This is a genomic window from Emcibacter sp. (assembly GCF_048269205.1).
Taxonomy (GTDB): domain Bacteria; phylum Pseudomonadota; class Alphaproteobacteria; order Sphingomonadales; family Emcibacteraceae; genus Emcibacter.
The window spans coordinates 198,371-214,444 of the sequence record NZ_JBLXJC010000002.1 but is presented as its reverse complement, the minus strand read 5'-3'; the positions used below and the strand labels follow the sequence as shown (position 1 = coordinate 214,444).

Genomic DNA, 16,074 nt, shown 5'->3' with positions numbered 1-16,074 from the left:
GGGTTTAATGAATAAAACGGCCTCATTTCCCCAAACCATCGACGAGCTCGGGGCCGGCGGAAAGTCAGCCTTGGCCCGGGCCCTTGCCGCCATTGAACATTCCCCTGACGACCCCGCAGTTATTGACCTGCTGGACAAAGCCTGGCAGAAGCCACATGGTCATGTCCTTGGCCTGACCGGCCCGCCCGGGGTCGGAAAATCCACCCTGATCAGCACCATGATTTCGAGCTGGCGCAAGGCCGGCAAGACCGTCGGCGTGATTGCCGTCGATCCCAGCAGCCGCAAGACCGGCGGCGCACTTCTGGGGGACCGGACCCGGCTTGTGACCGATCCCGAGGATGAGGGTATTTTTGTCCGTTCCATGGCTGCCAGGGAGAGGCTTGGCGGCCTGGCGGGCTTGACGGTGCCGGCCATGATCCTGATGCGGGCGGTCTATGATATCGTGCTGGTGGAAACGGTTGGTGTGGGCCAGTCAGAAACCGACGTGGCCTCGGTGGCGGATACAGTGGTTTTCTGTATCCAGCCCGGCTCCGGCGACAGCCTGCAGTTTATGAAAGCCGGGATCATGGAGGTGCCGCATATCATGGTGGTGACCAAGGCGGACATGGGGGCGAAAGCCGACCGTGCCAAAGCCGATGTGGCGGGGGCGCTGGGGCTAACGGAAGACGGACATGGGGGATGGCAGGTGCCCGTGCTCAAGCTCAGCGCCAGCAGCGGCGAAGGGATAGAGGAACTTGTCACTGCGGTCAGCGATCATGCCGACTGGCTATATCGAACCGGGGAACTTGAACGTGAGCGGCAAAAGCAGGGGCAAATCTGGCTCGAAACAATGATCCGGGAAAAATACGGCACCGAGGGACTGAAAAAGGCATCAGGCCAGTTGACACTTGCGGAGGGTCAATCCCCGTTCAGCAGGGGCAGGGAAATTTTCAGCCTGATGTGATCTGAGAAACTAGACCATCGCCAGGATAATCACCAGAACGGCCGCGGCGATAATCAGCAGCCAGATGGTGTTTTGCTCGCTGTTGCGGGGTGGTTTCTTTTTATTTCTGTGAAATCTGCTCATGATGACCCCTTGATGAAGATCTGCCGGTCATCAAGGATATCACTTCTGTTTTGCCGGTTGCAACTTCTTCCTGCAGTGCCGCCGTCAGCGGGCGGTCCAGCCGCCTTCCACGGGCAGACTTGCGCCGTTGAAGCTCTGGGCGGCATCTGTGCACAGGAAAACGGCGAGTTGGCCCAGTTCTTCCACTTCCACAAAGCGTTTATTGGGCTGGGCGGCCAGGATGACATCCCGGATGGCCTGTTCCTCGGTCATATTGTGAACCTTTGCCTGGTCCTTGATCTGCCCGTCCACCAGCGGTGTGCGCACATAGCCGGGACATATGGCGTTGCAGGTGATTGCGGTTTCGGCAATTTCCAGCGCCACAGACTTGGTCAGGCCCAGAACCCCGTGTTTGGCCGCGACATAGGCGGTTTTGAAGGGAGAGGCGACCAGCCCGTGCGCACTGGCCAGATTGATGATGCGCCCCTGATTGCGCGCCTTCATGCCGGGCAGGGCGGCCTTGATGGCATAAAAGTTTGAAACCAGATTGATGGAAATGATGGCTTCCCATTTATCGGCCGGGAATTCGTCAATGGCGGAAACAAACTGGATACCCGCATTGTTGATCAGGATATCCACACTGCCCAGTTCCTTTTCGGCCCGCTCTATCATGGCGGTGATTTCCCCGCCTTCCAGCATATTTGCGCCGTCATACAGGGCTGTGACGCCAAAGTCAGTTTCAATGGCGGCACGTGTGGCCTCAATCTCCCCGGCATCACCGAGTCCATTGATCATCACATTGGCGCCTGAGTCGGCCAGCGCCCGGGCCATTCCGAGGCCGATACCGCTGGTTGACCCGGTGATCACAGCGTTTTTTCCTTTCAGGACATCAGGTTGCATGATCCTGCCCATTTTTAAGCTCCCGTTAACCAGTTAATGAGACCCTCTAGGGGTTGTTTTGCAGAAATTGACACAAAAAATGCTGCACTGCAAATAGTCTTTGGTCTATATTTACATGTATGCTAGGCTAGCATTAAAATTTGTGAAAATACATCCAAATAACCGAATTAAAAGACATATTTGGGGTTTTAAGTAGTTTGGGTATAACAGGGAAAGGGTATAGGCTTAGATAATGCTATATCATATGTATGAGTTTCAGCACACAGCGTTCGCACCTGCGAGATACATGATTGATCTGACGCAGCAGAGCCTTGAAAACCCCATGAACCCCATGTCTTATATGCCGGGCGCCAAGCAGATCGTTGCAGCCTGCGACGTCATGGAGTTGCTGACCCGGCGTTACGGCAAACCCAAGTTCGGTCTGGATACTACCGAAATTAACGGCATTCCCATCGAGGTTACCGAACATGATGTGATGCGCAAGACATTTTGCCATCTTAAGCATTTCAAGCGGGCTACGGATGTGAATGATGTTCCACGGCTGCTGATTGTCGCTCCGCTGTCCGGCCATTACGCCACCCTGCTGAGGGGGACTGTGGAGGCCATGCTGCCGGACCATGACGTCTATATCACCGACTGGCAGGACAGCCGTAACATTGGCCTTTATGAAGGCGCCTTCGACCTGGATGACTATATCGATTATGTGGTCGAGTTTCTGGAATTTCTTGGTCCCAATACCCATGTGCTGGCTGTATGCCAGCCGTCGGTACCGGTATTGGCTGCGGTAGCCCTTATGTCTGCCGACAATAACCCCTGTGTGCCGGCAAGTATGACCCTGATGGGTGGCCCCATTGATACTCGCAAAAGCCCGACCGTTGTAAATGAGCTGAGCTATCGCCGTTCCATGGACTGGTTCGAGCGCCATGCCATACATACCGTGCCCTGGCCCAATGTGGGTGTGATGCGCAAAGTCTATCCCGGCTTTCTGCAGCTGTCCGCCTTTATGAATATGAATCTTGAGGATCATATCGGTGCCCATCGCAAGATGTTTGATCATCTGGTGGAAGGTGATGATGAAAGCGCCGATAAAACCCGGCTGTTTTATGAGGAATATCTGGCGGTGATGGATCTGCCGGCGGAGTTCTATTTGCAGACCATCCGTGAGGTTTTCAAGAAACATTCCCTGCCGCGGGGAAAGCTGGTCTCCCGCGGGCGGCCGGTTGACCCGGCCGCGATCACCAAAACGGCCCTGATGACGGTGGAAGGCGAGCTGGATGATATTTCCGGTATCGGCCAGACCAGGGCCGCCCAGGATATCTGTACCGGTCTTCCCAAGACCATGAAGAAGCATTATGAGCAAAAGAGTGTTGGCCATTACGGTATTTTCAATGGCCGCAAGTGGAAAAACATGATTGCACCCAAGGTAAAAGAGTTTATCCTCAAGCATAACCACAATTAAGTATATCCCCGAAAAGGGGAAGTGGTTTTATGCAAGGGGATAAGGATGATCAGATACTCTGTTGCGGCAGCCTCATTTGTCGCTGTTGTGTTCATGGGCGCCCTGCCGGTGCAGGCAGAGGCGTCTTCTCTGGAAAATCAGATTAAAAAATGTCGCGCAATCGAAAGTGATAGCGCCCGGCTTGCCTGTTATGACGCCTTGGGGCGCGCCAGCACCGCCGTGGCTGTGCCGGACAAAGCGGTAGAGCCTGTGGTGCCTCGGGCTGAACAGAACTTCGGCGCTGAAAAAGTCGAGAAAAAAGCCACGGACAGCAAGGAAGAGCTTTCCTCCATAACCGCGACGGTGACGAAGGTGGTCTGGTCACCTCGCAAGCAGTTTGCTGTTTATCTGGATAATGGCCAGATATGGATGCAGAAAGACAACCAGCGTGTTAATCTTCCGGATGAAGACTTCACCGTGGAGATCAAAAAGGGAGCTCTCGGTTCCTACAAAATGACCGTCCCCGGCAGGAAGTCATTCATTAGGGTGGTTCGTTACAAATAACTTTCTGCGGAGGAAGCATAAACACGGGAGATGATTATGAAGATCAGATCATTGTTTGTATTTATGGTTCCTGTTTTTATTGTCCTGGTATCACAAATTGCAAAGGCGGAAGAGAAACCTGTCTATTGTGCATCCGAGGAATATCACAGGCTCGATTTCTGGGTCGGCACCTGGCGTGTGAACTGGGGCAATGGCGACCAGGCCGGTGAGGGAACCAATGTCATAACCAGGTCCATGAACGGTTGTGTGATTGAGGAACAGTTCGATGGCGGTGTCATGTCCGGCCATCACTTCAAGGGCATGAGCATTTCCATTTATGACGGCCGGGAAAAACAGTGGCGCCAGACCTGGATGGACAACCAGGGCGGATTTTTTGACTTTTATGGCCAGGAGCTGGGAAGTGATTTTGTTTTTCAGACAAAACAGTCTGTGAACAAACCGGGTGTGATTTCACGCATGCTGTTTACGGACATCAAAAAGGACAGCCTGACCTGGCGGTGGCAGAGAAGCGAGGATCTGGGCAATGAATGGAAAGATGTCTGGGTTATCAACTACGAGCGCCTCAAATAGTCCTTGCCCTTTTACTGAACGTTATTTCAGAAAGCTTTTCACCAGGGGTTCCGCTTCTCCCAGCACCTTTTGCAGCGAGGTCCGGCCCATGAGCCTGGAAAAATAGGCCTTGATAGCCGGAAACCGTGAAAAGGGGTGTACCCGCTGGGCATAAAACAGGGCCGGGGCGGCGGCGCAGTCAGCGATGCTGAATTCCTCTCCGTTGGTCCAGCTATGATCGCTCACGGCCTCGTTCAGTTTTTCATACATGATATTCAGCGTCTCACGCGCCTTTGTCATCTTGCAGGGGTCTTGCTTGTCCCTGGGTTTCTGGCCTTCAAATAACAGCTCCACCGTCGGGTTGTTGAGATAAAGATCATACATCCGGTCCTTGAGGCGGGCCTGTCGGGCCATGTCCATATCCCGGGGCAGGAGAGTGGCGCCTGTCATGTAATTCATGTCCAGATATTCGATGATTATACTCGACTCGGGAATGGAGCGGCTCTGCTCGGTAATGAGCAGCGGGATTTTTCCAAGTGGATAGAGTTTCAGATACGCCTGATGCACAGCCTTGTTTTTAAAGTCAATAACGACGGGTTCAAAAGTTAAGCCTTTCTCATAAAAGGCAATTAGGACCTTCTGGGAATAAGTGGACAGGGGGTTGTAATAGAGTTTCATGACGGTGCTCCTGCTGATGACCTGTTGCATTTGCCGCCCGAACTACAGTGGCGTATCTAATGGCGTGATTATATCATAAAAGCCTGTCTGCCGCAGAAAACCTTGACTTTTGGGCGTTGTCCCATTTTGAGACAAACTCTTGCCGAACTGTAAAGTTTTTCATAATATTAACCATAATTTGTCCGGGACTTTTTCGAGGGTCTGTCCTAAGATACTGGAAAATATAAATAATATGATTCTGGCCCGGTACTTGCTACAAGACAAATAGTTAATCGAATAATTAAAATTATAATTGGTTCATAGGGAACGAGAATGTCCAAGAAATTTCTTTTGTCTGTTTCAGTATTGTTGTGCAGTGTTTTTGTATCAGCGCCGTTGACTGCTGCTACCCGCAGCGATGTACAGGTGGAGATTGCCCGCGCGGCAAATCCCGCCGATGAGGTGCGTTGTCTCGAGGCCTTTATCAATTCTGAATTCGAGATGGCTCATACGGTCTGTCTTCCCCTGGCCCAGAACGGCCTGCGGGATGCCCAGCTGGTGACCGGTCTGATGTATGCCCTTGGCGAAGGGGTGGAGCAGAACCGCCGTCTGGCCAAATGGTGGCTGAACGAAGCCGTGCGCAACGGCAGTGCGGAAGCAGAAAGCGCCCTGGCCCAGTTTGAACTGGACTGATTGACAGATCGTTGTTGCTTTCCAAATTCACGGAATAGTGGATTTTCCTCTCTGGATCGTCAAAGATGGATTGACTGAAGCAAAGGGGAGAAAACAGCAATGACTGGCCATATAAAATACGGAATTCTTATCATGTCGGTGATGGCGTTGCTGTCGCCGGCATTTTCATATGCAGCGGACCTCAAGTGCGATGTTATCCGCTGCGCCCTTGATAACCCGCAGCGCAGCGAGAGCGACCGGGAACTGGATAAAAACCGCAAGCCCGAAGAGATTGTCGCCTTTTTTGGCATCAAGCCGGGCATGACCGTGCTGGATATGTTTGCCGGCGGCGGCTATTACACGGAAATCCTGTCCGGGGTGGTGGGACCGACCGGCAAGGTGATCGCCCAGAATAATCCGGCCTATATTTCCTATACCAAGGATGCGCTGGCGCAAAAACTGTCGGTGCCGGGCCGCATGGGCAATGTGGTGCCCCTGAATGTGGAAGTCGCCGATTTGGACCTGAAAGACAACAGCCTGGACGCGGTATTCCTGATCCTCAGTTTTCATGATTTTTACCATGTGGCGGAAAACTGGCCGGCCATCGATTCAAGGATGCTGTTGGCCAAGTTTAAAAAGGCCCTGAAGCCGGGCGGTGTGCTGGCGGTGGTGGATCATGTGGCGCCGGCGGGCACACCATCCACAAGCGGGGAAACCCTGCACCGGATCGACCCGGCCATTGCCAAGCGGGAAATAACGGCAGCGGGTTTTACATTCGACGGGGAAACTGATATCCTCAGGAACCCTGACGATGACGGATTGAAACCTATGTGGGAAGAGGCAATACGCGGCAGGACCGACAGATTTGTATACCGCTTTGTCAAGTGACTATCACTGACAAACGGGAGGGGACGGAGCAGGACTAGCCAAGGCGGGTCCTGCTCCGAGCATTTTCAGAGCACCTAAAGCCCGACTAAATCTCGAACTCCGTCCACAGCGGGTAATGGTCCGACACCCGCCAGGATTTGGCGGTTTTGCTTAAGTCCTTGCCCTGATAGCTCAAGGGCACGAAATCCACATAGCCGCCGGTTTTATATGTCATATGCAGCTTTTGTTTCTTGCCGGTGGTGAACCAGGCCACCTGGTCATAGAATTTGTCGTTCTGCGGTTCGTCGGGATCGGCAAAGATGGATTTCGGCACATTCATCAGTTCATCCGGCACCTTGAGGCCGGTGGAGGTGAAAGCCTGCCATAATTTGTCACCAGCCCGGTCGATGTTGAAATCGCCCAGCACAATCAGATTGTGATGCCAGCGGTTGGACCGGTTGGCCCAGTCCTTCATCCATTTGGCGATTCCCTGCAGTTCCGGCACCCTGTCATCGGCATTGTCGCCGTAATCTACATGCAGGGTGACCAGGATGAAGGTTTCGGTCCCGGCCCGGAAGCTGACCGCATAGGGGGTGCGGGCGAACTGGCGCTCAAGCGCATTTTCGCCGATGTTTTCCTGCTCCCGCCAGTCTTCCGGCACCACCAGTTCGGCGGCAAGGCCCGAGGGTGTGACCCGGCGGGTATCATAGACGAAGCCGAGCCGTTCGCTGTTGCCTGCATCGCCGAGCGTGATGTCTGTCATAAGAAAGCCCCAGTCCGGCCCAAGCGCTTTCATCATGGTGCGGAGCGCCCTGAGGTCGCCCTTGATTTCCTGGATGGCGATGACATCAAAGCGGGAGACGATTTCGGTGATGATGCTGACCCCCCAATAGTCGCGTTTGGGGCTGTCATTGTCCCCGGCAAACCATTTGCGGGTCAGCGAACTGAATGCCCGGATGTTCCAGGTGGCAATCAGCAGGTTCTGTTCCATCTTTTTGGGTGGAATATGCTGCCCCAGATAAGCGGAAAGCTCGTCCAGGCCTTCTTCAACTTCGGCTGGTAACTGATCAAACGGCATTGTAACCCCCCGGCTATCAATTCTGATATGTGCACGCGATCACTGAAGGCGGAAGTATAGCATGTTTCCGGGCAAAAGTATTTTCTTCTGTACTTATCGGGGGCAAATCCCTAAATTCCGCCCCGTATACAGACGGAACAGTAACGACCCATGACAACTCTTGAGACTGAAGTAAACCGGCGGCGCACCTTCGCCATCATCTCCCACCCTGACGCGGGTAAGACGACGCTGACGGAGAAGCTCCTCCTGTTCGGGGGTGCGATCCAGATGGCGGGCGAGGTGAAAGCGCGTGGCGACCGCAGGCGGGCGCGCTCTGACTGGATGAAGGTGGAGCAGGAGCGGGGCATCTCCGTGGCCTCCTCCGTCATGTCTTTTGAATATTCAGGGCATATGTTCAATCTGCTGGATACGCCGGGCCATGAAGACTTCTCCGAAGACACCTACCGGGTGCTGACCGCCGTGGACAGCGCCATTATGGTGCTGGACGGCGCCAAGGGTATCGAGGGCCAGACGAGGAAGCTGTTCGAGGTCTGCCGTTTGCGCGACATGCCGGTGACCACCTTTATCAATAAACTGGACCGGGAAAGCCTGGATCCGTTCGAGCTTCTCGACCTGATTGAGCAGGAACTGGCCCTGGATGTGACGCCCGCCACCTGGCCCATCGGCATGGGCCGGGATTTCAAGGGCTGTTACGACCTGATCAATGACAAGCTGATCCTGATCGAAAAGAACAAGGGCGACAAGCCGGACGAGGGCATTGTCTGCGAAGGCATCAACGATCCCAGGCTGGCCGACTATATCCCCGACTATCAGCTGGAAAAGCTGCGCGATGATATTGAAATGGTGCGCGAACTGTGCCCGCCCTTTGACGAGCAGGCCTATCGTGACGGCACCCTGACGCCGGTCTATTTCGGCTCCGCCATCAATAACTTTGGCGTGCGGGAGCTTCTTGAAGGCATCGGTGAACGGGCGCCCCGGCCGGGCGTCTATAACACCACGGAAAAGGGCGGCATTGATCCGCTTGATCCCAGGGTTTCCGGGTTTGTCTTCAAGATCCAGGCCAACATGGACCCCAAGCACCGGGACCGCATTGCCTTTTTCCGCATGGTCAGCGGCAAATTCAAGCGCGGCATGAAGCTGAAACATTCCCGCACCGGCAAGATCGTCAATCTGCATAATCCGGTGCTGTTCCTGGCCCAGGACCGGGAACTGGCCGAGGAAGCCTGGCCCGGGGATATCATCGGTATTCCCAACCACGGCAACCTGCGTATCGGCGACGGGCTGACCGAAGGCGATCCCTTAAGCTTTACCGGTATCCCCAGCTTTGCCCCGGAACATATCCAGACCGTGCGGCCGGAAGATCCCATGAAGGCAAAGCACCTGGCCAAGGCCCTGCAGCAGCTTGCGGAAGAGGGCGCCGCCCGGGTGTTCAAGCCGACCATCGGTGCCGAATGGTATGTGGGCGTTGTCGGCATGCTGCAGTTCGAGGTGATGGCCGACCGCATTCGTACCGAATATGACGTGCCCTGCCGCTTTGAAACCACCTCGCTTTATACGGCGGTGTGGGTGGAATGTGACGACAGGCACAAGCTCAAGAAATTCATCGACGACAACCGGGCCAACATGGCAGAGGACCACAACGGCTCGCCGGTGTTCCTTGCCCGCAACGCCTGGCGCCTGGATAAGGCGAAAGAGGATAATCCCGATATCCGCTTCCTCAAGACCAAGGAACAGACGGCTTAAGGCTTCTCCCAAGTCCCCCGGAAACCCCGGGGGATTTTTTTTAGCTGACATTTGTGATCAATATAGCTTGACAATAAGTAAAGGAAGCTTTACACATGTAAATGTAAAGGAAACTTGTCATATAGACAAAGGAGATTGACATGATCAAGGAAGATGAACAGGACCAGCGGGGCGAGGGCATCTGGCGTATTCTCATGGGCTGTTCCGGCACGGCGCAGGACCGGCGCAACCAGTTGATTTTTACTGCCTGGGTATTGGTCTGGGGGGCGAGCTATGTGGCAGCGACCTGGTTGTTGAATTACTATGAGCCGTTGCAGGGGCCCGCTATCTGGTTTGTGGCTGCCCTGCCGACCCTGATGGGCTTTGTGGCCCTACGCTTCTATCTGCGGTTCCTGCGCATGGCGGATGAGCTGATGAAGAAAATCCAGTTGGAGGGGCTGGCCATCGGTTTTGGTATCGGGATTATATTTATCCTCGGCTACCAGGTGCTGGAATATGCCGGGGCACCGGGCCTGAGCCTGAATTATGCCGGGGCGATCATGATGGTGGGCTGGGCCTTCGGCCAGATCTACAGCGCCTGGAGGTATAAATGAAAAACCGCCTCCGTGTGCTCCGGGCGGAGCGGGAATGGTCGCAGGCGGCGCTGGCGGAAAAGCTCGGCGTATCGCGCCAGACCGTCAATGCCATAGAGACCGGCAAATATGATCCAGCCCTGCCGCTGGCCTTTAAAATTGCCGAGACCTTCGGGCTTCGCATAGAAGAAATTTTCGATCCACACAGCCCTGCCTGATCATGCAGGCATGGTCCCTGGGAAGGGGTGGCCTTCGGGCCGCCCCTTTTTGTATGTCTAGGAGCCGTAAAGCTCGGCGATATTGTCCGGTCGGCCCTTGTGGTCGATGCTGCGGCCGTCCTTGTTCAGGGTCAGGCTGACCTGCTGGCGGAAGCTGGAAAAATGTTTCGATTTCACCACATCCACTGCTTCGTCAAAGCGCAGCACAAGGGTACGGGCGTTCGGATGATCACACATATTCTGCTTGATCACCTGGCCCGAGAAGACATTGCCGAGGTAGCTGCCCTCGACCCGGTCGCCGATGGCCGGCCAGTCCTTCGGCTTTTCCCGTTTGGCCATGGCGGCGAGAACATTCCAGTTCCTGCAGCCATATTGCTTGGCAAGGGCTTCCAGCGCTTCGGCGTGACTGATGTCGATATTTTTCCCGGCCAGATGGTCGCGAAGACGGGACGCCTGCTGCTTGAGCGCGTCCGTTGAGGGGATATTCATCATGGTCTCCATTCTTTTATGGACACTCATCTACAGGGCTCACTTTGCTGCAGGGTCCGTAAAAAATGGAACCTTGACGGAAAATCAGGATTTCACCATACCCGAGGGGCGTGAGCGGCAGGTATCCTGAACCTTGAGGGGGCCTCTATAGCCAGCCGCGATAGGACTTGTCAACGGAAATCGGGGAACTACTTCGCCACTTTGACCTTGCCGGTTTTGCCGCTTTCGCCGGGAAACTCCTTAAACAGGGCCTGGACCAGATACGGCATAACCTCGTTTATGGTGGTGTTTTTCTTCCTCAGCGACGCGGTGCCTTCATATAGCCTTGTGCCGTCGCTCACTCTCTCGATCTCGAGGCGCAACCGGAACACGCTGTCTGTTTCCGTCTTATGCCTGTCACCGAGATTGATATTAACACCCACATTGGTAAAGGTGCCGCGACTGCCGCCGCCGACCGTGACATGGCCGCTGACCGGCTTTCTTTCCTCTTCAATCCGGCTCAGGTGATTGACCGCGTAGAAAACATAGGCCACAAGGTCGCTTCTATCGGTGGCCGGGGGCAGATATCCGGCTTCCGTCAGATTTTGACCGATCATGTCCGCATAGATGCTGAATTCCAGGCTATCCGCCAGTTGCGGATCGCGGGGCCGGATGTTGATGGTTTCCGCCTGTGGCGGCGGCAGCTGGTGAAACCGGCTGACATGGGGGCTGACGGTGGCGCCGCTGCAGGCCAGCAGAAAAAAGGGGGCGAGCAGAAGCAGGAAACGCGCGGAGGGCAGGGGCATGCAGTTAATCCTTGTACGAATACTATGACCGGAGTCTAGACGGGACAGCCTGAACCGATTGTGAATGAGCCCGCCGGAGGTGCCGTTCCCGGCACCCTAGTTCCCCACCTTGACCCGGGTCGCGGTGCCGCTCTGGCCCGGGAAGTCGGCAAACAGGGCGTCGATCAGCAGCGGCATCATTTCGTTCATGGCCTTGCCGGTGGCGCGAATGGTGCTCTTGCCTTCATAAAGCTTCGCCCCGTCGCCCCGGCGGACAATGTCGAGCGACAGGATGTAGACATAATCCTGGCGCGGCTTGCTTTCGCCGATCGGGAAAGAAAAGCCGAGCCCGAAACTTGAATGGCGGCCACCGGTGCCCATGCCGATGGAGGCGGAGGAGCCTTCTTCATAGGTCACCCCGGCGACCGGCTGCATGCCGTAATCCAGATAGGCGATCAGGGGTGTGGACTGGCCATTGACCGGCGGGGTGTAGCCGATGGTGCCGAGCCGGTTGCCGATCATTTCCGCATATTGCCCGAATTCCAGCGAGGACTGGCGCTCGGCCTTGGCGGCCATCACCTCGATGCTTTCGCCCGCCGGGCGCGGCAGGTTATGAAAACGGCTCACGTCGCTTTTATAGCCACCGGAACAGGCGGCGAGGCTGGAAATACCGATAATCAGGAAAATTATTCGAACAGCGTGCTTCATGGTCAGGTCCCCTTGGTTGATCTCCAAGCTTAGCAGATTTTTCCTTGCTCTACCATGAACCGGCACAGTGGCCGAATTGCGGCGGGGGTTGAGGCCGGAACATTTACGGGGATAAAAAAGCTTCATCTTTGGGCTTGCGTTGGCGCGCGAAATCAGTATAAATCGCTTTCACGCCTTACGGCGCATCCCTTTCGGGGGCGGTTAGCTCAGTGGTAGAGCACTACGTTGACATCGTAGGGGTCACTAGTTCGAACCTAGTACCGCCCACCATTTTCTCCAAAAAAGATTGAAGATACCGGCATTCAATTTATAATAGAGCTTTCTAATGAAAGTTTTCTCGTAGTATTCTGCTTATCTGTTCTCCCCGGTGGGGAGGCCCAGTTCCCTGTTTTGCAGCGTGTTTTGACCATTGCGTTTCACCTCAATCCAAACAGGAGACATTTCATGACAGAAGAGACCTATGCCCAGTTCCTGGACATGCTGAACGAAGCCAACAGCATTGTGGCGAAATATTATCCCGGGGCGGAATTTTATGAAGCCGATCTGAATATCGAGCTTGTCGGCAGCCCGTGGCGTTTTGTATTTAATATTCCGCCGGCAGGTTCCCATGCCAGCAACACGACGGCCATTCTGACCAACTATATGGGTAATTTCCAGATGCCGCCGCGGCACTATGATGCCCCCTGGCTGGAAGATGTGGTTATTCCGCTGCCCATCAAGCTGGACCTGGCGGCGGCAGTGCAACTGGCTAAGGATGCCGGATATGACGGCAACATCAGTTATATCACCCTGCGCTGGCCGTTGTATCCCGGTGTTAACGAACCCAGCTATATCTTTAACATGCCAAGCATGAATACCCGTGTGTTTGTCGGGGTTTATAGCAAAAAGGTCAGTCCCTATGACGGCGCCCGGCAATAGCCGGAGTTTGCCGCATATGAGTTTCCAGTAGTAGAAGGGGAAGCTGCACGAGGCGATTAGCTTCAGGTGCCCTGAATATGCCGTCGTCACCCCGCGAAATCGAGGGGCCAGCCTGTCTTTTCACATCATTCCCGCGCCGGCGGGAATGACGGGACGGGAGGAGGAAGGAATATCCCGGCCCAAAACGGACTGTTGGCTCAGGGGTGGAGCACTAGGTTGACATCGCAGGGGTCACTAGGTCGAACCTGGTACCGCCCACTATTTTCTTTCTCATTCGTTCTCTAAAAACCAGTCACAATAATAGTGTGCTTTGTGATACAATCTCAGGTGTGCATGATATTTGGGTAATTCAAGCGACTTGAGGTGGTTTATTAATGAAAGCTTTTTTTTCTTATTTACCTAACAAACTAAATTATATGGGCTACAGTCGACAATGGTCCGATTAATTTATTTTGTCGAATTTGTCGTTTTAGTGGGTAGTGTATTTTTTGGCATCAAGTGGTGGAATGATCCAGGTGGTAACTATGAACCAGTATTGTTTCTTGGAGGGATAGTTCTACTTGTTACAGAGAGATTATTAAGACGATATGGTTCTGCGATATTCAAAAAAGATGGAAAACTTGCCACCCTGTTTCCTTGGATAAAAAGCTATTTGTACCGTCCAATAATACTTCCCCATCAACGGCAAAATTGGTGGCATATGGGGCGTACCGGAGATGCTAAACCAGCTATGCAATTGGCGAGTTATTGGTATGCAACCAATATCACTGATCAGCCAATGAGTATTTTCAATTGTTACATTAAGAGTCCATGGATACAGGGGCAAGTTCTCTTAAAGGATACTAGTAGTCCTTGCTTTGGAAAATTTCCTATTCCACCAAACTCAACTACTGAACTGCATGCTGATTTTTGGATAGTTCCACCAATACAAAAGGAGGGAAAAGATTTAAAGCTAGATGTTGTTTTTGTAGACCAAAATGGACAAAAACGGATTCTGCGCCAAACATTTTTTAGATCTGACAGGAAAAAGACTTCAAAAGTAAAGGCACTAGCCCAAGAGGCTGTTTATACTTTGAGCCATAATATTGAAAAACATGTCGTTGGCATCCTTAAAGATGAAATAAGTCGATATAAAAAATATGGTCGAGAGTCGGGACAACTAGGTAGCATTTATGCAGAATACATAGGGCGAAAAATAAAAAGCATTTACCAAGATAGTTGGACCAGTAGCCGTTCTGGCGAACGTCAGGAAATCGTGCGCGACCCTCAAAATAGTCACATATCTTGTGAAAACGGCGATACCCTTGTTCAATATTTTGAAACACTTCAGAGTAAAAACGACAAAAAGATATTTTTAGAATCTTTAACTTCAAGGCTAAGTCGAGAAAAAGAATATTACTGCGTTAGTTATCTTATTCTTTATGTCTTGTTTAGGGTTGGTCGCCTTGAAGAAGGATTAAAAGCAGTAGAAAGTGGGTTGTCAAAACAGCGATCTCTTTGGGACATAATCCTTTTCAAAAAGACAGACGAAGGTTCTTTTGAGAAGTTTCAGAGGCATGGTTATGGTGATTTGTTAGGCATGATAAATGGTCTTCTCAGATATGAGCACGGGTCTTTTTCTAATGATGACCTCGATTTAATAGAAGAGTTTATTCACAAAACAGATGAGTACACCTTTTCTATTGACGAAAAGCTTAATTCCATCAGGGCATATAGATTAGCTTCCTGAGTTAGGCCGTAGTATTAATTTACTATTTGCAGGGCACAAAAACTGTTGGGTGCGGCGAAATGGCAGGCAAAAAACAGCATTATATTCCTCAAGTGCTACTTAGAAATTTTGGTATTGAGAATGCGCGCAAGAAAAAGGTTCAAGTGGTTGTCTATTCACTTGAACGAGGGTGTTTTACGACTTCAACTGAGAGGATCGCCGCGGAAAGGTTTTTTTATTCTAGGCCAGCAGAAAGAAATACAAGTGATGGAACACTAGATGATAAAATAACGAGATACGAGAGTGAACTTGCATCAAAAATTAAAAGTCTTCTTACAAGAAAACTTGGTGAAGACATTTCATCAAATGATGCTGCAGAAGTTGTAACACATCTTGTTTTTAGACAAAAACACACGCGAGAAACTCTCACCTCCGCATTTGAGCAATTGGTGGACAAGAGTTCTATGGTTTTATCGGATTTCGATCAAACTAAACAATTCCTTGGATTGAATGAAGAAGCTCCTAAAGGTGCATTGGAAAAAATATTGCTTGAATTTTATGAGGAAAACAAATTTTTACTCACTCTAAGGGGCTTTAGTAACAAAGACAGTTTTTTGAATTATGCATTTGAATTTTCCAAATTTAACTTCAAGACAAGTTTTGATCAAAACGCTGTGTTTTTTCAAAATGTATTTCAAAAACTGACAGAAAAATCTAAAGAAACTGCATACCGAGGTCATACCAATGCCCTTGGGAAAACGCTAATTCCAGAGCAACGAGTAAACTTTTTAAAATCATTAAGATGGCAAACTATATCAGGGCTTTCACAGGGCTTAATATTACCTGATTGTGTGTCTGTTTCTTATTCCTCTGATACTGGATATATCCCATTGATGTTTGCAGGGCAAAAAATTGAGAAAATATTATTACCCCTTTCTAAGGATTGCCTTTTAATCGGTGGCAGAAAAAAAATCGAAGTTAACGTTGAGCAATTAAATGCAAATTTTGCTGCATGTAGTTATGATTTTTTTGTCGCTTCTGAGCAAAATAAAAAGTTTCAGAAATTGATGTCGAAAATAAGGACTATACCTCAAAGCCAAATAAATCAGATCGTCGAAGGGGCATTTGACAATTCGAAATAAGTATTTCTTGTTCGGTATCTGATAAAAAAGCGCTCAAACAAA

Annotated in this window: 18 protein-coding genes and 1 tRNA gene; 13 read left to right on the top strand and 6 right to left on the bottom strand. The window is 51.9% G+C overall.

Going from position 1 to position 16,074, the window contains the following annotated elements:
• The first annotated feature begins 7 nt into the window (after positions 1 to 7).
• On the top strand, positions 8 to 943 hold the full coding sequence (gene meaB / locus ACN0YD_RS09765; RefSeq protein ID WP_417319260.1) for a methylmalonyl Co-A mutase-associated GTPase MeaB: 936 nt from the start codon (positions 8 to 10) through the stop codon (positions 941 to 943).
• 207 nt (positions 944 to 1,150) lie between these two features.
• On the opposite strand, the gene ACN0YD_RS09760 is transcribed toward meaB, so the two are convergent.
• Positions 1,151 to 1,957 carry a 3-hydroxybutyrate dehydrogenase gene (locus ACN0YD_RS09760; protein ID WP_417319258.1) on the bottom strand — a complete coding sequence of 269 codons (807 nt, stop codon included), beginning with the start codon at positions 1,955 to 1,957 and terminating at the stop codon, positions 1,151 to 1,153.
• A gap of 220 nt (positions 1,958 to 2,177) precedes the next feature.
• Here ACN0YD_RS09760 and ACN0YD_RS09755 point away from each other — a divergent pair, with 220 nt between their 5' ends.
• Genes ACN0YD_RS09755 through ACN0YD_RS09745 form a run of 3 tightly spaced genes read left to right on the top strand, consistent with a single transcriptional unit; the run spans position 2,178 to position 4,517 of the window.
• The gene (locus ACN0YD_RS09755) at positions 2,178 to 3,404 is read left to right on the top strand and encodes a polyhydroxyalkanoate depolymerase (protein WP_417319256.1); all 1,227 of its coding nucleotides are present in this window, start codon (positions 2,178 to 2,180) and stop codon (positions 3,402 to 3,404) included.
• Between the two features lie 45 nt (positions 3,405 to 3,449).
• Complete coding sequence (locus ACN0YD_RS09750; RefSeq protein ID WP_417319254.1) at positions 3,450 to 3,947, top strand: hypothetical protein; 498 nt, start codon at positions 3,450 to 3,452, stop codon at positions 3,945 to 3,947.
• A gap of 36 nt (positions 3,948 to 3,983) precedes the next feature.
• Positions 3,984 to 4,517, top strand: a complete 534-nt coding sequence (locus tag ACN0YD_RS09745; RefSeq protein ID WP_417319253.1) for a hypothetical protein — start codon at positions 3,984 to 3,986, stop codon at positions 4,515 to 4,517.
• 21 nt (positions 4,518 to 4,538) lie between these two features.
• Here the strand turns inward: ACN0YD_RS09745 and ACN0YD_RS09740 are convergent, their stop codons facing one another.
• Entirely contained in the window at positions 4,539 to 5,174 is a 636-nt protein-coding gene (locus tag ACN0YD_RS09740; RefSeq protein ID WP_417319251.1) for a glutathione S-transferase family protein, read from the bottom strand.
• A gap of 312 nt (positions 5,175 to 5,486) precedes the next feature.
• Between ACN0YD_RS09740 and ACN0YD_RS09735 the strand changes: the two genes are divergently transcribed.
• Positions 5,487 to 5,846 carry a hypothetical protein gene (locus ACN0YD_RS09735; protein WP_417319249.1) on the top strand — a complete coding sequence of 120 codons (360 nt, stop codon included), beginning with the start codon at positions 5,487 to 5,489 and terminating at the stop codon, positions 5,844 to 5,846.
• A gap of 99 nt (positions 5,847 to 5,945) precedes the next feature.
• The gene (locus tag ACN0YD_RS09730) at positions 5,946 to 6,713 is read left to right on the top strand and encodes a class I SAM-dependent methyltransferase (RefSeq protein ID WP_417319247.1); all 768 of its coding nucleotides are present in this window, start codon (positions 5,946 to 5,948) and stop codon (positions 6,711 to 6,713) included.
• Between the two features lie 85 nt (positions 6,714 to 6,798).
• On the opposite strand, the gene ACN0YD_RS09725 is transcribed toward ACN0YD_RS09730, so the two are convergent.
• Complete coding sequence (locus ACN0YD_RS09725) at positions 6,799 to 7,770, bottom strand: endonuclease/exonuclease/phosphatase family protein (protein WP_417319245.1); 972 nt, start codon at positions 7,768 to 7,770, stop codon at positions 6,799 to 6,801.
• A 150-nt stretch (positions 7,771 to 7,920) separates the two neighbouring features.
• On the opposite strand from ACN0YD_RS09725, the gene ACN0YD_RS09720 reads away from it, so the two are divergent.
• The 3 genes from ACN0YD_RS09720 to ACN0YD_RS09710 all read left to right on the top strand — a co-directional run bounded on the left by ACN0YD_RS09720 (position 7,921) and on the right by ACN0YD_RS09710 (position 10,303).
• Entirely contained in the window at positions 7,921 to 9,513 is a 1,593-nt protein-coding gene (locus ACN0YD_RS09720; RefSeq protein ID WP_417319243.1) for a peptide chain release factor 3, read from the top strand.
• A gap of 140 nt (positions 9,514 to 9,653) precedes the next feature.
• Positions 9,654 to 10,106: a hypothetical protein gene (locus tag ACN0YD_RS09715; RefSeq protein ID WP_417319242.1), complete on the top strand. Its 453-nt coding sequence runs from the start codon at positions 9,654 to 9,656 to the stop codon at positions 10,104 to 10,106.
• A complete protein-coding gene (locus ACN0YD_RS09710) occupies positions 10,103 to 10,303 on the top strand; it encodes a helix-turn-helix transcriptional regulator (RefSeq protein WP_417319240.1) in 201 nt (66 codons plus the stop codon). Before ACN0YD_RS09715 ends, ACN0YD_RS09710 begins: the two co-directional genes overlap by 4 nt.
• Positions 10,304 to 10,360: 57 nt before the next feature.
• Here ACN0YD_RS09710 and ACN0YD_RS09705 read toward each other — a convergent pair whose 3' ends face one another.
• The 3 genes from ACN0YD_RS09705 to ACN0YD_RS09695 all read right to left on the bottom strand — a co-directional run bounded on the left by ACN0YD_RS09705 (position 10,361) and on the right by ACN0YD_RS09695 (position 12,264).
• Positions 10,361 to 10,822, bottom strand: a complete 462-nt coding sequence (locus tag ACN0YD_RS09705; protein ID WP_417319238.1) for a glyoxalase superfamily protein — start codon at positions 10,820 to 10,822, stop codon at positions 10,361 to 10,363.
• 158 nt (positions 10,823 to 10,980) lie between these two features.
• Positions 10,981 to 11,577, bottom strand: a complete 597-nt coding sequence (locus ACN0YD_RS09700) for a DUF4136 domain-containing protein (RefSeq protein WP_417319236.1) — start codon at positions 11,575 to 11,577, stop codon at positions 10,981 to 10,983.
• A 96-nt stretch (positions 11,578 to 11,673) separates the two neighbouring features.
• Positions 11,674 to 12,264 (bottom strand): hypothetical protein, encoded by a 591-nt coding sequence (locus ACN0YD_RS09695; RefSeq protein ID WP_417319234.1) that lies wholly within the window; start codon positions 12,262 to 12,264, stop codon positions 11,674 to 11,676.
• A gap of 195 nt (positions 12,265 to 12,459) precedes the next feature.
• Between ACN0YD_RS09695 and ACN0YD_RS09690 the strand changes: the two genes are divergently transcribed.
• The 4 genes from ACN0YD_RS09690 to ACN0YD_RS09675 all read left to right on the top strand — a co-directional run bounded on the left by ACN0YD_RS09690 (position 12,460) and on the right by ACN0YD_RS09675 (position 16,032).
• Positions 12,460 to 12,534 (top strand) — tRNA-Val (locus ACN0YD_RS09690).
• 174 nt (positions 12,535 to 12,708) lie between these two features.
• Positions 12,709 to 13,182: a hypothetical protein gene (locus ACN0YD_RS09685; protein ID WP_417319232.1), complete on the top strand. Its 474-nt coding sequence runs from the start codon at positions 12,709 to 12,711 to the stop codon at positions 13,180 to 13,182.
• Positions 13,183 to 13,615: 433 nt separating this feature from the next.
• Positions 13,616 to 14,911, top strand: a complete 1,296-nt coding sequence (locus tag ACN0YD_RS09680; protein WP_417319231.1) for a hypothetical protein — start codon at positions 13,616 to 13,618, stop codon at positions 14,909 to 14,911.
• 59 nt (positions 14,912 to 14,970) lie between these two features.
• The gene (locus ACN0YD_RS09675) at positions 14,971 to 16,032 is read left to right on the top strand and encodes a DUF4238 domain-containing protein (protein WP_417319230.1); all 1,062 of its coding nucleotides are present in this window, start codon (positions 14,971 to 14,973) and stop codon (positions 16,030 to 16,032) included.
• Positions 16,033 to 16,074 lie beyond the last annotated feature (42 nt).

Excerpts from the sequence above, each read along its gene's own strand:
- ACN0YD_RS09745 (WP_417319253.1), top strand. The coding sequence starts at position 3,984 with ATGAAGATCAGATCATTGTTTGTATTTATGGTTCCTGTTTTTATTGTC.
- ACN0YD_RS09700 (WP_417319236.1), bottom strand. The coding sequence starts at position 11,577 with ATGCCCCTGCCCTCCGCGCGTTTCCTGCTTCTGCTCGCCCCCTTTTTT.
- ACN0YD_RS09725 (WP_417319245.1), bottom strand. The coding sequence starts at position 7,770 with ATGCCGTTTGATCAGTTACCAGCCGAAGTTGAAGAAGGCCTGGACGAG.
- ACN0YD_RS09715 (WP_417319242.1), top strand. The coding sequence starts at position 9,654 with ATGATCAAGGAAGATGAACAGGACCAGCGGGGCGAGGGCATCTGGCGT.
- meaB (WP_417319260.1), top strand. The coding sequence starts at position 8 with ATGAATAAAACGGCCTCATTTCCCCAAACCATCGACGAGCTCGGGGCC.
- ACN0YD_RS09740 (WP_417319251.1), bottom strand. The coding sequence starts at position 5,174 with ATGAAACTCTATTACAACCCCCTGTCCACTTATTCCCAGAAGGTCCTA.
- ACN0YD_RS09695 (WP_417319234.1), bottom strand. The coding sequence starts at position 12,264 with ATGAAGCACGCTGTTCGAATAATTTTCCTGATTATCGGTATTTCCAGC.
- ACN0YD_RS09705 (WP_417319238.1), bottom strand. The coding sequence starts at position 10,822 with ATGAGTGTCCATAAAAGAATGGAGACCATGATGAATATCCCCTCAACG.
- ACN0YD_RS09675 (WP_417319230.1), top strand. The coding sequence starts at position 14,971 with ATGGCAGGCAAAAAACAGCATTATATTCCTCAAGTGCTACTTAGAAAT.
- ACN0YD_RS09710 (WP_417319240.1), top strand. The coding sequence starts at position 10,103 with ATGAAAAACCGCCTCCGTGTGCTCCGGGCGGAGCGGGAATGGTCGCAG.
- ACN0YD_RS09720 (WP_417319243.1), top strand. The coding sequence starts at position 7,921 with ATGACAACTCTTGAGACTGAAGTAAACCGGCGGCGCACCTTCGCCATC.
- ACN0YD_RS09685 (WP_417319232.1), top strand. The coding sequence starts at position 12,709 with ATGACAGAAGAGACCTATGCCCAGTTCCTGGACATGCTGAACGAAGCC.
- ACN0YD_RS09755 (WP_417319256.1), top strand. The coding sequence starts at position 2,178 with ATGCTATATCATATGTATGAGTTTCAGCACACAGCGTTCGCACCTGCG.
- ACN0YD_RS09760 (WP_417319258.1), bottom strand. The coding sequence starts at position 1,957 with ATGGGCAGGATCATGCAACCTGATGTCCTGAAAGGAAAAAACGCTGTG.
- ACN0YD_RS09680 (WP_417319231.1), top strand. The coding sequence starts at position 13,616 with ATGGTCCGATTAATTTATTTTGTCGAATTTGTCGTTTTAGTGGGTAGT.
- ACN0YD_RS09735 (WP_417319249.1), top strand. The coding sequence starts at position 5,487 with ATGTCCAAGAAATTTCTTTTGTCTGTTTCAGTATTGTTGTGCAGTGTT.
- ACN0YD_RS09750 (WP_417319254.1), top strand. The coding sequence starts at position 3,450 with ATGATCAGATACTCTGTTGCGGCAGCCTCATTTGTCGCTGTTGTGTTC.
- ACN0YD_RS09730 (WP_417319247.1), top strand. The coding sequence starts at position 5,946 with ATGACTGGCCATATAAAATACGGAATTCTTATCATGTCGGTGATGGCG.